Here is a 13,844-nt window from a genome sequence, read left to right as displayed (position 1 = left end):
GCGTTTCGCACGAGGGATTTCCCGCAATCCGGTGGCGCGGCGGCGACGCGTGCATTAGTGTTGAGGCCCCGTTTCACGATCTGCCCCCGATGTCCAGAGCCTCCGCCCCACGCCCTCGCCGCCCTGCTGCCCGCGGCGAACACTTCGATCCGCATGTGCCCGGCATTCAGTACGGCGCGCTGGACGATCTGGTGGGCTACGCCATCCGCCGCGCGCAGATCCTGATCTACGAGGACTTCCTGGCCGCGCTGGCGCCGTGGGACATCACGCCGCAGCGTTATTCGGCACTGACGCTGATCGCCGCCAATGAAAACCTCAAGCTCACCGACCTGGCGCGCATCCTGGGCATTGCGCGCTCGGGCGCGGTGCAGATCGTCAACCAGTTGCAGGAACTGGGCTACGTGGAGCGCCAGGAAGCCGAACGCGACCGGCGCGCCTACGCGCTGGCCATGACGCCGGCCGGCCACACCGCGCTAGCCGCCATCACCGAGGCCGTGCAGGCGCACGACGCGCGCATCAGCGGCAAGCTCGGCGCGGCGGATCGGCGAAAACTGATCGGTCTGCTGGGCAAGCTGGGGTAGCGCGGCCCGCCGTCGCGCACCCATGGACAGGTAGCGCGGCTTCCCTCTCCGCGCTGCGCCGCATCGTGCGCGCCTTTTGCGCCCATGCGGGCATTCCCCTATTACTCCAGCCGCGTCAAAAAACTATCGTATTCGAGAATTATCAAATAAGAGAATTCTCGCTTCCGACAAAATGACTGCTGAAACCCTATACGACTTTGCCGTGGTCGGCGCCGGGATCGCCGGCGCCTCCGTGGCCTACCGCCTCAGCGCCTCGGCGTCCGTGGCAGTGCTGGAACGCGAGTCCCAACCCGGTTATCACTCCACCGGCCGCTCCGCAGCCATGTTCATGGAGACCTACGGCACCACGCAGATCAAGGCGCTTACGCGCGCCAGCCGCGCGTTCTACGAGCATCCGCCCGAAGGCTTCTGCGAGCATCCGCTGCTTAGCCCGCGCGGCGTGCTGTACATCGCAACGCCGGACCAGAAGGATCTGCTGCAGGAAGTGTTCGAAGACTTCCACCGCCAGTCGCCCAACGTCACGCTGATCGACGCCGCGCAAGCGGTGGCCCGCGTGTCCTGCCTGCGCGAAGACCAGCTCTGCGGCGCGATCGAGGAGCCCGACGCGCGCGACATCGACGTGCATGCCCTGCATCAGGGCTTTCTGCGCGGCATGAGCCGCCAGGGCGCGGTGCTGCACAACAATGCCGAATTGACCGGCGCCGCGTTCGAGAACGATGTCTGGACGCTGACCCTGGCCGACGGGCGCCAGATCCGAGCGCGCGCCGTCGTCAACGCCGCGGGCGCGTGGGCCGACCACACGGCAACGCTGTGCGGGGCCGCCCCCGTCGGCCTGCAACCCTGCCGCCGTACCGCCTTTACCTTCAGCGGTCCGGACGACGTCGATTTTTCGCACTGGCCCGCCGTGGTCGGCGTAGACGAAAGCTATTACTTCAAGCCGGACGCCGGGCAGCTTCTGGGCTCGCCCGCCAATGCCGATCCGGTCGACGCGCACGACGTCGTGCCCGAAGAGCTGGATGTCGCAACCGGCATCTATCGCATCGAAACCGCCACGTCGCTGACCATCCGCCGCCCGAAGCACATCTGGGCCGGCCTGCGCTCGTTCGTGCGCGATGGCGATTTCGTGGTGGGCTGGGACGCGGCCACGCCGGCCTTCTTCTGGCTGGCCGCGCAAGGCGGCTACGGCATCCAGACCGCCGCAGCCACTTCCGAACTGGCGGCCGCGCTGCTGACGCGCCAGCCCCTACCCGATCACCTGCACGCGCACGGCGTCAATGCCGACGCCGTGCGGCCCGAGCGCTTGCGCTGATCCAGTCACCGATAACCGAGACCCCGACATGACCGCCATCACCCGATACCCCAGCAGCCTGCCCCTGCCCTTCTCGCGCGCCACTCAGGCGGGCGGCTTTTTGTTCCTGTCCGGGCAGATCCCGCTGGATGCCGACGGCCAGGTCGTGCGCGGCGATATCACCGCCCAGACGAATGCCGCCATCGAGCGCATCAAGGACACGCTCGCACTGGCCGGCGCCAGCCTGAAGGACGTGGTTCGCGTGACCGTGTGGTTGACCGATCTGGCGCTGTTCGCGCAGTTCAACGAGGCCTACCGCAGCCATTTCTCTTCCGATTTCCCCACGCGCTCCACCGTCGAGGCCAAGCTGGCCATGGACGTGGATGTCGAGATCGAAGTGCAGGCCTGGCTGGGCGACAGCCGGCCCAAGGGTCCCGCAGCCGCCTGACGCCGTATTCGTTCGATTGCATGTCACCGCCAGGCCCACGCCTGGCGGGGCGACACCTCCCAGCGCGCGCCCCGATGCCCGCGCCCTCAAAGCCCCTCTCTAGCGCGGAGCGTCATTCATGAAGATCTTTTCCGGGTCCCTGGCGACCGAGACGAACACCTTCTCCCCCATTCCGACCGGCCTGGCTTCCTACCGGGCGCGCGGCTACTTCCCCGCCGGCCAGCATCCGGACCGCATGCAGATGTTTTCGGGTCCGCTGTGGGCCGCGCGCCAGCGCGCCGCGGGCAAGGACTGGACGCTGATCGAAGGCTTGACCGCAGGCGCAACGCCGGCCGGCATCACCACCCGCCACGCCTACGAGACGCTGCGCGATGAGCTGCTGGACGACCTGCGCCGCGCGGGCAAGGTGGATATCGCACTCTTCGGCCTGCATGGCGCGATGGTCGCCGACGGCTACGACGACTGCGAAGGCGACCTGCTGCGCCGCGCGCGGGAGATCGTCGGCCCGGACGCCGTGATCGGCGCCGAACTCGATCCGCACTGTCACCTGACAGACGCGATGGTAGAGAGCGCCGACTTCCTGGTCTGTTTCAAGGAATACCCGCACACCGACATCCTGGAACGTGCGTTCGACCTGGTCGACCTGTGCGTGGCGCGCGCCGAGGGCCGCATCAACCCCACGCGTGCGGTCTACGACTGCGAAATGATCTCCATCATGCACACCAGCCGCGAGCCGATGCGCAGCTTCGTGGACCGCCTGCTCGCGATGGAAGGCAAGGAAGGCGTGCTGTCCGTGTCCATCGCGCACGGCTTCCCGTGGGGCGACACGCCGGACATGGGTTCGAAGGTGCTGGTCTATACCGACGGCGACGCCGCGCAGGCCGAGGCGCTGGCGCGCACGCTGGGCGAGGAGATCATCGGTTTCCGCGATCAGCTGGCGCCGCCTTACCCCGGCGCGGACGAAGCGCTGGACCAGGCGCTGGCGCACAAGGAATTCCCGGTGGTGCTGGCCGATTCGGCCGACAACGCCGGCGGCGGCGCGCCCAGCGATGCCACCTTCATCCTGGAACGCGTGCTGGCGCGCGGCATCACCGATGTCGCCACCGGCCCGTTCTGGGATCCGGTTGCCGTGCAACTGTGCTTCGAGGCCGGCGCAGGCGCGCAGATCAAGCTGCGCGTGGGCGGCAAGGTGGCGCCGGTGTCCGGCCAGCCGCTGGACCTGGATTGCGAGATCCTGGCGCTCAAGCGCGACGCCGTCATGACTGGTCTGGCCGGCACGCCTGCGCTGCTGGGCGACGTGGCCGTCGTGCGCACCGGCGGCGTCACCCTCGTCATGACCACCTCACGCACCCAGGCCATGGGCACCGACCTGTTCACGCAATTCGGCGTGGACCTGGCCGCGATGAAACTCGTCATCGTGAAGTCTTCGCAGCATTTCTATGCCTCGTATTCCAAGGTCGGCCGCCACGTCATCTACGTCGAAACGCCCGGCGCCATCACGAATGACCTCAACACGCTGCCGTTCGTGAAGCGCAAGCTGCCGAAATGGCCCTTCAAGGCCTGAGGCGGGGGCCGAGGACCAACCACCATTGCCGCCCATGACGGGCAGACCAGAACCAACAAGGGGAAATCCATGATCAGACGTTTCAGCCTGCTGGGAGCCGCCGCGCTCCTAGCCATGAGCGCCGCGACCGGTGCACTCGCCCAGACCAAGACGTTGCGCCTCGTGCCGCACGCCGACCTGAAGACGCTGGACCCGCTCTTCAACACCGCCTACATCACGCGCAACCACGGCTACATGGTGTTCGACACCCTGTTCGCGCAGGACAGCAAGGGCCAGGTCAAGCCGCAGATGGTGGATACCTGGACCACGTCCGAAGACGGCAAGACCTGGACCTTCACCCTGCGTCCCGGTCTGAAGTTCAACGACGGCACGCCGGTGACGGCCGAGGACTGCATTGCGTCGATCCAGCGCTGGGCAAAGAAGGACACGCTGGGCCAGGCCATGATGGCGGCCGGCGCAGAATTTGCCGCCACCAACGAAAACACGTTCACGCTGACGCTGAAAGAGCCCTTCGGCCTCGTGCTGGACGCGCTGTCCAAGCCTTCGGGCATGCCGCCCTTCATCATGCCCAAGCGGCTGGCCGCCACTGATCCGAACACCCAGGTCACCGAAATGGTCGGCTCGGGTCCGTTCCTCTTCAAGCGCGATGAATGGGTGCCCGGCAACAAGGTCGTCTATGTGAAGAACCCGTCCTACGTGCCGCGATCCGAAGCGCCTGACGGCCTGGCGGGCGGCAAGAACGTGAAGGTGGACCGCGTGGAATGGGTCTACATCCCCGATGGAAACACGTCGACGGCCGCGCTGATGAACGGCGAGGTCGACATGATCGAACAGGTCACGCCCGACTTCCTGCCGGTGCTGGAATCCAACCCGGACATCACGCTGAGCACGTCGGTGGCCTCGCAAGGCATGGTGATCCTGAATTCGCTGCATCCGCCGTTCAACAACCCGCTCGCGCGCCAGGCGGTGTACTACCTGGTCAGCCAGAAGGAAATGCTGACCGCGATGGGCTACCCGGACAAGTACCGGGTGGACTACTGCGCCACCATGTACATCTGCGGTTCGCCCCTGGCCACGGACGCGGGCGCCGCGCCCTACGCCAAGACCGATCCCGCACGCGCCAAGCAACTGCTGCAGGAAGCCGGCTACAAGGGCGAGAAGGTGGTGCTGCTGTACCCCACCGATCACCTGAGCGCCCCGGCCGTCATGGTGCTGGCGCAGAACCTGAAGAAGGCTGGCGTGAACGTGGACCTGCAGTCGATGGACTGGGCCTCGCTGGCCGGCCGCCGCCTGAAGAAGGATCCGCCCGCTCAAGGCGGCTGGAACATCTTCCTGACCTGGGGCGGTTATTTCGACGCCAGCACGCCGGTCACCAACCCGTGGCTATCCGCCGCCTGCGGCAACAGCCTGCCGGGCTGGCCGTGCGACAAGGAACTGGACACCCTGCGCACCAGCTGGATCCGCGAGAACGACGCCGCCAAACGCAAGGACCTTGCCGCGCAGATCCAGGCGCGCGCCTACCAGACGGTGCCCTACGTGATGTGGGGCGAGTTCAAGCCTGTCTTCGCGGTGCGCGGCTTGAAGCAGACCGATCTGATCAAGTCCGGCATTCCGGTGATGTGGAACATCGAGAAACCGTAAGGCAGACGCCGGGCGCCGTGCGCGCCCGGCCGCAAGCCGGGGGGAATCCAGCGTGAAATTCATCCTGCGCCGCATCGCGGCCGTCATACCCGTCATGGCCGTCGTGGCCGTCGTGGTGTTCCTGCTGATACACCTGTCGCCGGGCGATCCCGCGGCGGTCATCGCAGGCGACAACGCCACCGCCGACGACGTCGAAAAAATCCGGCAGAACCTGGGGCTGGACAAGCCGCTCCTGCAGCAGTTCGTCATCTGGATCAGCCATATCGCCGTCGGCGACCTGGGCACCTCGATGTCCACGCAGATGCCCGTGTCGCAGCTCATCGCCCAGCGCATGGGCCCCACGATCTCGATCGCGCTCTTCACGATGCTGTTTGCCGTGCTGGCCGCGATTCCGCTGGGCGTGCTGGCCGCGTGGAACGCCGGCAAGTGGCTGGACAGGCTGGTCATGGTGGGCGCGGTCTGTGCGTTCTCGGTGCCGGTGTTCCTGATCGGCTACAGCCTGGTGTACGGATTTTCCATCAAGCTCGGCTGGCTGCCGGTGCAGGGCTACAAACCGCTGGCCGATGGCCTTGTGCCTTACCTGCGCCACCTGGTGCTGCCCTGTCTGTCGCTGGGCCTGGTGTACATGGCGCTGCTGACGCGCATGACACGCGCCACCATGCTGGAGGCCCTGTCCGAAGACTACATCCGCACCGCGCGCGCCAAGGGCCTGTCATCCGGTCCCATCGTCTGGCACGCGCTCAAGAACGCCGCCAATCCGATCGTCACGACCATCGGTGTGGGCGTGGCGCTGCTGATCGGCGGCGTCGTCGTGACCGAGACCGTGTTTGCGATCCCCGGCCTGGGCCGCCTGACCATCGACGCCGTGCTGCGCCACGACTATCCGGTCATCCAGGGCGTGCTGCTGGTGGCCTCGGGCATCTACGTGCTGATCAACCTGCTGGTCGACCTGAGCTACCGGCTCTTCGATCCCCGCATCCGCTATTGAGAAGAGGCCACGCATGAACACGACCACCCTGCCCCTTCCCGCCGCGCGGCCGCGCCTGCGGCGCGCGTTCCGGTCTATACGCCGCCATCCCATGCTGTACGCCGGCGGCGCGATCCTCATCATCCTCGCGGCCATCGCGCTGGCCGCGCCGTGGCTGGCCACCGTGGACCCGCAGGAGATCAATCCGCTGGCGCGCATGAAGCCGCCCTCGGCCGAACACCTGTTCGGCACCGACGCGCTGGGCCGCGACGTCTATTCGCGCACTGTCTGGGGCGCCCGCATCTCGCTGCTGGTCGGCATCGTGGTCGCTGTCGTCTCCACCGCCGCTGGCGTGGTGCTGGGCATGATGGCAGGCTACTTCCGCCGCATCGACGCCGTCATCATGCGCATCATGGACGGCCTGATGGCCATCCCCGGCGTGCTGCTGGCGATTGCGCTGATGGCCACGCTGAAGGGCGGGCTGGGCACCGTCATCATCGCCATCGTCATTCCCGAAGTGCCGCGCGTCGTGCGGCTGGTGCGCGCGCTGGTCCTGACCATCCGCGAGCAGCCCTACATCGAGGCCGCCGTCTCGGTCGGCACGCGGGTGCCGTCGATCCTGATGCGCCACATCCTGCCCAACCTGTTTGCGCCGCTGATGGTGCAGGCCACGTTCATCGCGGCCTCCGCCATCCTGACCGAAGCCGTGCTGAGCTTCCTTGGCGTGGGCATTCCGCCGCACATCCCGAGCTGGGGCAACATCATGGCCGAAGGCCGCAACTTCGTGGCCGTGGCGTTCCACATCATCCTGTATCCGGGCCTCTTTCTGGGCGTGGCCGTCCTGGCCGTCAATCTGGTCGGCGACGGGCTGCGCGACATGCTCGATCCCCGCCTGGCCAAGAAGCTGTAGGAGCGCACATGCAGCCCCATCCCGTCCTGCGCGTGCAAGACCTCACCACCTGTTTCGACGGCGACGACACGACCGTGCTGGCCGTCGACAAGCTCTCGTTCGACCTCCTGCCCGGCGAAACCCTGGGCCTGGTGGGCGAATCGGGCTGCGGCAAGAGCGTCACGTCGCTGTCCATCATGCGGCTGCTGCGCGCCCCCGGCCGCGTCGCCACCGGCAGCATCGAATTCGACGGCAGCGATCTCCTGGCCCTGCCCGAGAAATCGATGCGCGCCATTCGCGGCAACAAGATCTCGATGATCTTCCAGGAGCCCATGACCTCCTTGAACCCCGTGATCACGGTGGGCAAGCAGATCAGCGAATCGCTCATGCTGCACCAGGGCCTGTCGCGGCGCGAGGCGCTGACGCAGGCCGAGGCGCTGCTGGACCTGGTGCAGATCTCCGACCCGGCGCGCCGCGTGCGCGAGTATCCCTACCAGCTCTCGGGCGGCATGCGCCAGCGCGCCATGATCGCCATGGCGCTGGCCTGTCAGCCCAAGGTGCTGATCGCTGACGAACCCACCACGGCGCTGGACGTCACCATCCAGGCGCAGATCCTGCACCTGTTGCGAGACATCCAGGCGCGGCTTGGCACGGCCATCGTGCTGATCACGCACGACCTGGGCGTGGTCGCGCAGATGTGCCAGCGCGTCATCGTCATGTATGCCGGCCGCAAGGTCGAGGAAGGCAGCGTGGACGACGTGCTGGACCGCCCGCAGCATCCGTACACCCAGGCGCTGATCCGTTCGCTGCCCGACTTCGTCGACGGCCAGGACCACACTGCCCGGCTTGCCGAGCTGCCCGGCATCGTCCCCGTCAGGACGCCCGTGTCGCGCGGCTGCGCCTTTGCCGCGCGTTGCCCCGAGGCCCTGCCACGCTGCACCGAGGAAGCGCCGTCCGCCACCGACGCCGGCGCGCGCCATCGCGTCTGGTGCTGGGCCCGCCAGGACGCCCCCGCGCCCGCCGCCCTGACTGCCTGAGACGCATGAGATCCGCCATGAATCTGCACGACATTCCCCTCGCGTCTTCCGCGCCCGCGGCCACCGCGGTGCCCATGCTGGAAGTCATCGGCTTGAAGAAGCACTTTCCTGTGGACAGCGGGCGCGGCGCCAAGGTGCTGCGCGCCGTCGACGGCATCTCGCTATCGGTGCCGCGCGGCCAGACGCTCAGCCTGGTCGGCGAGTCCGGCTGCGGCAAGTCCACGACGGGCAAGTGCCTGATCCGCCTGACCGATCCGACCGAAGGCCGCATCCTGCTGGAAGGCGAAGACCTCGCCAAGATGAACAGCAGTCAGCTGCGCGCCATGCGCCGCCGCATGCAGTTCATTTTCCAGGATCCGTTCTCGTCGATGAACCCGCGCATGCGGGTGCGCGACATCATCGGCGAGCCGCTGCGCAACTTCGGACACGGCCGCGAGGCCATTCGCGAGCGCGTGGCGCAGCTGCTGGCGCGCGTCAGCCTGCGGCCCGACGCGGCCGACAAGTATCCGCACGAGTTCTCGGGCGGCCAGCGCCAGCGCATCGTGATCGCGCGCGCCCTCGCGCTGGACCCTGGCCTCATCGTGTGCGACGAGCCGGTGTCAGCGCTGGACGTGTCGGTGCAGGCGCAGGTCATCAACCTGCTGATGGACCTGCAGCGCGACCTGGGCCTGACCTACGTGTTCATCTCGCACGATCTGAGCGTCGTGCGCCACATCAGCCACCGCGTGGCCGTGATGTACCTGGGCAAGATCGTCGAGATCGGCACGCGCGACGCGATCTTTGACCGCCCGGCGCATCCGTACACCCGCGCGCTGCTGGCCGCCGTGCCGTCCGCGCGCCAGGGAGAACGCAATCCGGTCGAGGTCCTGAAGGGGGAAATCCCCAGCCCGCTGTCGCCTCCATCCGGCTGCGCGTTCCGCACGCGCTGTCCGATGGCGCAGCCGCGCTGCGCCGAAGAAACGCCCCAGCCCCGCCAGGTCGCCGCCGAACAGCAGGTCGCCTGCCACTTTGCCTGATCCCCGCATTGCCTGATCCATCCAGCCGGAGAACCGCATGTCCCAGCCCGACGCCACCCCGTTTGACTACATCCTCACCGGCGGCACCGTCATCGACGGCACCAACGCCCCCGGCCAGCGCGCCGACGTGGGCGTGCGCGGCGACCGCATTGCCGCCGTGGGCGACCTGTCCGGCAGCGCCGCGCAACGCCGCATCGACGTGACGGGCAAAGTGGTGGCGCCCGGCTTCATCGACTCGCACACCCACGACGACAACTACCTGCTCAAGCGCCGCGACATGACGCCCAAGATCTCGCAGGGCGTCACCACCGTCGTCACGGGCAACTGCGGCATCAGCCTGGCGCCGCTGGCCCACGCCCATGCCAGCCCGCCCGCGCCGCTGGACCTGCTGGACGAAGGCGGCTCGTATCGCTTCGAACGTTTCTCCGATTACCTGAACGCGCTGCGCGCCACGCCCGCCGCCGTCAACGCCGCCTGCATGGTCGGCCACTCCACGCTGCGCGCGGCCGTCATGCCCGACCTGCAGCGCGCCGCCACGCCGGATGAAGTGCAGGCCATGCAGACGCTGGCCGACGACGCGCTGGCCAGCGGCGCCATCGGCATCTCCACCGGCACGTTCTACCCGCCAGCCGCCCAGGCCACCACCGAGGAAATCATCGAAGTCTGCCGCCCGCTCAACACGCACGGCGGCATCTACGCCACCCACATGCGCGACGAGGGCGAACACATCGTGGAGGCACTGGAAGAAACCTTCCGCATCGGCCGCGAACTGGACGTGCCGGTTGTAATCTCGCATCACAAGGTCATGGGCCAGCCCAACTTCGGCCGCTCCGCCGAGACGCTGCCGCTGATCGAGGCCGCGATGGCCAAGCAGGACGTCTCGCTGGACGCCTATCCCTATGTAGCCGGCTCCACCATGCTCAAGCAGGACCGCGTCCTGCTGGCCGGCCGCACCATCATCACCTGGTGCAAGCCCTTTCCGGAACTCAGCGGCCGCGACCTGGACGAGGTCGCCGCCGAACGCGGCAAGTCAAAATTCGACGTGGTGCCCGAGCTGCAACCGGCCGGCGCCATCTACTTCATGATGGACGAGCCCGACGTGCAGCGCATTTTGAAGTTCGGCCCCACCATGATCGGCTCGGATGGCCTGCCCCACGATGAGCGTCCGCACCCGCGCCTGTGGGGCACCTTCCCGCGCGTGCTGGGCCATTACTCCCGCGACCTGGGCCTCTTCCCGCTGGAAACCGCGGTCTGGAAAATGACCGGCCTGACCGCCGCCAAGTTCGGCCTGGCCGAACGCGGGCAGGTGCAGCCTGGCTACTTCGCCGACCTCGTGGTCTTCGATCCGGCCACGGTGGCCGACGCCGCCACCTTCGAACGCCCCACCGAACGCGCGGCCGGCATTCACTCGGTCTACGTGAACGGCGCGCCCGTGTGGGAGGAGCAGGCCTTCACCGGTCAGCACGCCGGCCGCGTCCTGGCGCGGAGCGCCGTTGGGATCGCCGCTCCAGGAAACGCCGGGAGCGCCGCATGACCGCCCGCAAGCTCCACCTTGCCGTCGCGCAACTTGGCCCCGTCCAGCGCAGCGACACCCGGGTCCAGGTCGTTCGCCGGCTGATCGACCTGCTGGAAGACGCCCACAGCCGCGGCGCGGCCTGGGTGACGTTTCCGGAGCTGGCGCTGACCACGTTCTTTCCGCGCTGGTCCATCGACGATCCGGCCGAGGTGCAGGCGTTCTTCGAAACCGAAATGCCGGGCCCCCTGACCCGCCCCCTGTTCGACGCAGCCCGCGACAAGGGCATCGGCTTCTATCTGGGCTACGCCGAGCTGGCGGACGGCGTGCAATACAACACCAGCATCCTGGTCGGTCGCGATGGCCAGATCGTGGGCAAGTACCGCAAAATTCATATCCCCGGCGACGCGCAAGCCGTCGACGGCGCGCCCTTGCAGCATCTTGAGAAGAAGTATTTCGCGGTCGGCGACCTGGGGTTTCCTGTCTGGCAGACCCCGGACGCCGCCATCGGCATGTGCATCTGCAACGACCGGCGCTGGCCCGAGACGTTCCGCGTCATGGGACTGCAAGGCGTGGAGGTCGTCATGGCCGGGTACAACACGCCCTCCGGCTACGTGCAATGGAACGAGCCCATCCACCTGCGCATGCACCACCACCTGCTGTCGCTGCAGGCCGGCGCCTACCAGAACGCCTGCTGGGTGGCCGCCGCCGCCAAGGCCGGCGTCGAGGAAGGCAACCCCATGATCGGCGGATCCTGCATCGTCGCGCCCACCGGCGAAATCATGGTGCGCACGTTCTCCGAGGAGGACGAGGTCATCAACTTCGTCTGCGACCTGTCGGTGTCGGATCACTACCGCGCCAACATCTTCAACTTCGCCGCCCACCGCCGGCCCGAGCACTACCGGATGATCGTCGAACGCACCGGCACCCAGCCTCCCGCCTGACCCGGCCCACCCCGTACAATCCGGCTACACGCGGCGGGGCTTGCGGGCCCTGCCCCCGCCCTCAACCCTATAAGCCAGACCGCTACATGGCCCCAACCGGCAACACATCCCCGCCCGAAATCGTGGGCAAGGAAGAAATGGGCGCCCGCCTGCGCGCCGAGCGCAAGGCCAGGAAGATGACCTTGCAGGCGCTGTCCAAGGCCAGCGGCATCGCGGTGTCGACGCTATCGAAGGCCGAACTCGGCCAGATCGCCCTCAGTTACGAAAAATTCGCCGCGCTGGCCCGCGCGCTCGACATCGACATGACCCGCATGTTCATGCTGCGCGACGCCGCGCAGGCCGCGGTCGCCCCCACCTTCGTCAAGAACCGGCTCAGCGACGCCCGCGACTACATCACCGAGAACTATCACTACCGCCTGCTGATGGGCGAATACCCCGGCAAGAAGATGCTGCCGATGGTCGCCATGATCGATTCGCGCAAGGTCGTGGAGTTTGAAGACTATATCCGCCACCCGGGCCAGGAGTTCGTCGTGGTCCTGTCGGGCAAGGTCCGCATCCAGTTCGAAAACGGCGACAGCGTCGTGCTGAACCGGCTGGAATCGGCGTACTTCGACAGCAGCATCGGCCACGTTTATCTGTCGCTGAGCAGAAAGCCGGCCGAGGTGCTGGCCGTGTGCAGCGATATGGAGGATGTGCCGGAGCGGTTGAAGGGGGCGTAATGATGTGGCGCCGCGCCAACTGCTTACTTGGCTGAAGCGGCGCCTTGGGATGACCCAGCTGAATCCGTTGCGGGCGAGAGCATCCTGGACGCCTCTCGTGACAGATCCACTCCTTTTCCATCTGGCTTGGACCTCGTCCAGGCGTACGAGCCCACGCGTGACTGATCGGAGAGGCAGGCCGCCACCGCGTGCGTACCGCTCAAGTCCACGATGTTGATCCGCAGCCGCGGCTTGTCCCGGGAGAGCTGCACAGCCGTTGCACAGATATCCTGGCCGCATTCGTCCGCGCCGGCCAGGAACAGGAATATCAGGGCATCGCGCTTGACGCCATCGACGGTCGCTGCCGCGATCTTCAATCCGTCGGTCAACGCCGCCTTGCCCTCGTTCTGCGTGGATTTCAGAGCCTGCAGGAGTTCCGCTCGGTTCGCCGATGGGAAAGCGCCCTGACTGTGTGGCATTCCACACTGCATTGCTGGGAACGTGACGAGACGCGTATCGGTGACGTCCGGCAATCGGTCGACGATCCGTCGAATCTCATCGTGGCCAATGACCCGGCGTTCAGGCCCGCCGATCTTTTCCGGCGCTGCCTTCATACGCGCTGCCGTTTCCAGCACGAACACCAGTTCCGTGGGCCATTCCGGCGTGCGATCCGGCTCTGCTTTGGGCTCAGGGCTGAGTGCAGGCAAAGCTGGGCCGCTCGGCGATGCCGGCTGCCGGTACCACCACCATGCGCCAGCCAGGAGCAGCGCGAGCAACAGCGCCCCTCCCACCGCAAGCCAGCGCCAGAGAGCGAAGGACGGCGCCGGCGCGCCGCCCGCAGCCGGAAGCGTGGGCGCCGCATCCTGCAGGCGAATCAGCAGGCGCCCGTCCACGCCATACAGCTTGTCCAGATCGGGCGGAACCCGCAGCGCCTCTATCTGCTGCGCCTGGTGCTCCATCCCGCGCGCTCGCATGGCCTCTGCCAGGCCACCAAGGGTGGCGACATGCGCATCATAGGCGCGAAGCAGCGCCTGCTGGGCGTCCTCAGACAGGGCGGCATACTGCGTCACCGCCCCCTGCTGGGAAGTCCACCACTCGAGCACCCCGTCCGCGCCAATCCGGGGCACGGCGTACGTCGCCGCCACGCCCGGCGCGAAATGCTTGCGGATCAACTCGATCAGCTCGCCGTAGGTGCCGGACAGCGACGCCTCCGACATGTTCCCTCGCGGGTCCCGCAAGAAGCGTTGCATGGATAGTC

The 13,844-nt window shown here is 67.3% G+C and carries 13 protein-coding genes; 12 read left to right on the top strand and 1 reads right to left on the bottom strand.

The genetic code is table 11. The features are described from left to right. Positions 1-89: 89 nt before the first annotated feature. The 12 genes from AC6CIE_RS10515 (at position 90) to AC6CIE_RS10460 (ending at position 12,607) form a co-directional block, all read left to right on the top strand. Positions 90-581 carry a MarR family winged helix-turn-helix transcriptional regulator gene (locus AC6CIE_RS10515; RefSeq protein ID WP_175123072.1) on the top strand — a complete coding sequence of 164 codons (492 nt, stop codon included), beginning with the start codon at positions 90-92 and terminating at the stop codon, positions 579-581. 172 nt (positions 582-753) lie between these two features. Then, positions 754-1,890, top strand: a complete 1,137-nt coding sequence (locus AC6CIE_RS10510; protein WP_175123073.1) for an NAD(P)/FAD-dependent oxidoreductase — start codon at positions 754-756, stop codon at positions 1,888-1,890. A 28-nt stretch (positions 1,891-1,918) separates the two neighbouring features. Continuing rightward, complete coding sequence (locus AC6CIE_RS10505; RefSeq protein WP_498092200.1) at positions 1,919-2,317, top strand: RidA family protein; 399 nt, start codon at positions 1,919-1,921, stop codon at positions 2,315-2,317. A gap of 118 nt (positions 2,318-2,435) precedes the next feature. Beyond that, the gene (locus AC6CIE_RS10500) at positions 2,436-3,881 is read left to right on the top strand and encodes a M81 family metallopeptidase (protein ID WP_175123075.1); all 1,446 of its coding nucleotides are present in this window, start codon (positions 2,436-2,438) and stop codon (positions 3,879-3,881) included. A 69-nt stretch (positions 3,882-3,950) separates the two neighbouring features. After that, positions 3,951-5,522 carry an ABC transporter substrate-binding protein gene (locus AC6CIE_RS10495; protein ID WP_175123076.1) on the top strand — a complete coding sequence of 524 codons (1,572 nt, stop codon included), beginning with the start codon at positions 3,951-3,953 and terminating at the stop codon, positions 5,520-5,522. 52 nt (positions 5,523-5,574) lie between these two features. Beyond that, complete coding sequence (locus tag AC6CIE_RS10490; protein ID WP_175123077.1) at positions 5,575-6,510, top strand: ABC transporter permease; 936 nt, start codon at positions 5,575-5,577, stop codon at positions 6,508-6,510. A gap of 13 nt (positions 6,511-6,523) precedes the next feature. Then, positions 6,524-7,399: an ABC transporter permease gene (locus tag AC6CIE_RS10485; protein ID WP_179691095.1), complete on the top strand. Its 876-nt coding sequence runs from the start codon at positions 6,524-6,526 to the stop codon at positions 7,397-7,399. 8 nt (positions 7,400-7,407) lie between these two features. Continuing rightward, the gene (locus tag AC6CIE_RS10480) at positions 7,408-8,415 is read left to right on the top strand and encodes an ABC transporter ATP-binding protein (protein ID WP_175123079.1); all 1,008 of its coding nucleotides are present in this window, start codon (positions 7,408-7,410) and stop codon (positions 8,413-8,415) included. 17 nt (positions 8,416-8,432) lie between these two features. Further along, a complete protein-coding gene (locus tag AC6CIE_RS10475; protein ID WP_175123080.1) occupies positions 8,433-9,431 on the top strand; it encodes an ABC transporter ATP-binding protein in 999 nt (332 codons plus the stop codon). Positions 9,432-9,468: 37 nt separating this feature from the next. Beyond that, the gene (locus AC6CIE_RS10470) at positions 9,469-10,965 is read left to right on the top strand and encodes an N-acyl-D-amino-acid deacylase family protein (RefSeq protein ID WP_498092199.1); all 1,497 of its coding nucleotides are present in this window, start codon (positions 9,469-9,471) and stop codon (positions 10,963-10,965) included. Continuing rightward, positions 10,962-11,888: an N-carbamoyl-D-amino-acid hydrolase gene (locus AC6CIE_RS10465; protein WP_498092198.1), complete on the top strand. Its 927-nt coding sequence runs from the start codon at positions 10,962-10,964 to the stop codon at positions 11,886-11,888. Before AC6CIE_RS10470 ends, AC6CIE_RS10465 begins: the two co-directional genes overlap by 4 nt. A gap of 86 nt (positions 11,889-11,974) precedes the next feature. Beyond that, positions 11,975-12,607, top strand: coding sequence for a helix-turn-helix domain-containing protein (locus AC6CIE_RS10460; protein WP_063954138.1), 633 nt, complete (start codon positions 11,975-11,977; stop codon positions 12,605-12,607). Between the two features lie 23 nt (positions 12,608-12,630). Here the strand turns inward: AC6CIE_RS10460 and AC6CIE_RS10455 are convergent, their stop codons facing one another. Beyond that, complete coding sequence (locus AC6CIE_RS10455; protein WP_498092197.1) at positions 12,631-13,836, bottom strand: vWA domain-containing protein; 1,206 nt, start codon at positions 13,834-13,836, stop codon at positions 12,631-12,633. Positions 13,837-13,844 lie beyond the last annotated feature (8 nt).

It is taken from the genome of Achromobacter sp. GQ309, from assembly GCF_059759315.1.
Note: the sequence above shows the minus strand (reverse complement) of the source record. Positions and strands in the feature narration are given on the sequence as shown.

Coding starts and splice junctions, on each gene's coding strand:
- AC6CIE_RS10515 (WP_175123072.1), top strand. CDS start 90: ATGTCCAGAGCCTCCGCCCCACGCCCTCGCCGCCCTGCTGCCCGCGGC.
- AC6CIE_RS10510 (WP_175123073.1), top strand. CDS start 754: ATGACTGCTGAAACCCTATACGACTTTGCCGTGGTCGGCGCCGGGATC.
- AC6CIE_RS10505 (WP_498092200.1), top strand. CDS start 1,919: ATGACCGCCATCACCCGATACCCCAGCAGCCTGCCCCTGCCCTTCTCG.
- AC6CIE_RS10500 (WP_175123075.1), top strand. CDS start 2,436: ATGAAGATCTTTTCCGGGTCCCTGGCGACCGAGACGAACACCTTCTCC.
- AC6CIE_RS10495 (WP_175123076.1), top strand. CDS start 3,951: ATGATCAGACGTTTCAGCCTGCTGGGAGCCGCCGCGCTCCTAGCCATG.
- AC6CIE_RS10485 (WP_179691095.1), top strand. CDS start 6,524: ATGAACACGACCACCCTGCCCCTTCCCGCCGCGCGGCCGCGCCTGCGG.
- AC6CIE_RS10480 (WP_175123079.1), top strand. CDS start 7,408: ATGCAGCCCCATCCCGTCCTGCGCGTGCAAGACCTCACCACCTGTTTC.
- AC6CIE_RS10475 (WP_175123080.1), top strand. CDS start 8,433: ATGAATCTGCACGACATTCCCCTCGCGTCTTCCGCGCCCGCGGCCACC.
- AC6CIE_RS10470 (WP_498092199.1), top strand. CDS start 9,469: ATGTCCCAGCCCGACGCCACCCCGTTTGACTACATCCTCACCGGCGGC.
- AC6CIE_RS10465 (WP_498092198.1), top strand. CDS start 10,962: ATGACCGCCCGCAAGCTCCACCTTGCCGTCGCGCAACTTGGCCCCGTC.
- AC6CIE_RS10460 (WP_063954138.1), top strand. CDS start 11,975: ATGGCCCCAACCGGCAACACATCCCCGCCCGAAATCGTGGGCAAGGAA.
- AC6CIE_RS10455 (WP_498092197.1), bottom strand. CDS start 13,836: ATGCAACGCTTCTTGCGGGACCCGCGAGGGAACATGTCGGAGGCGTCG.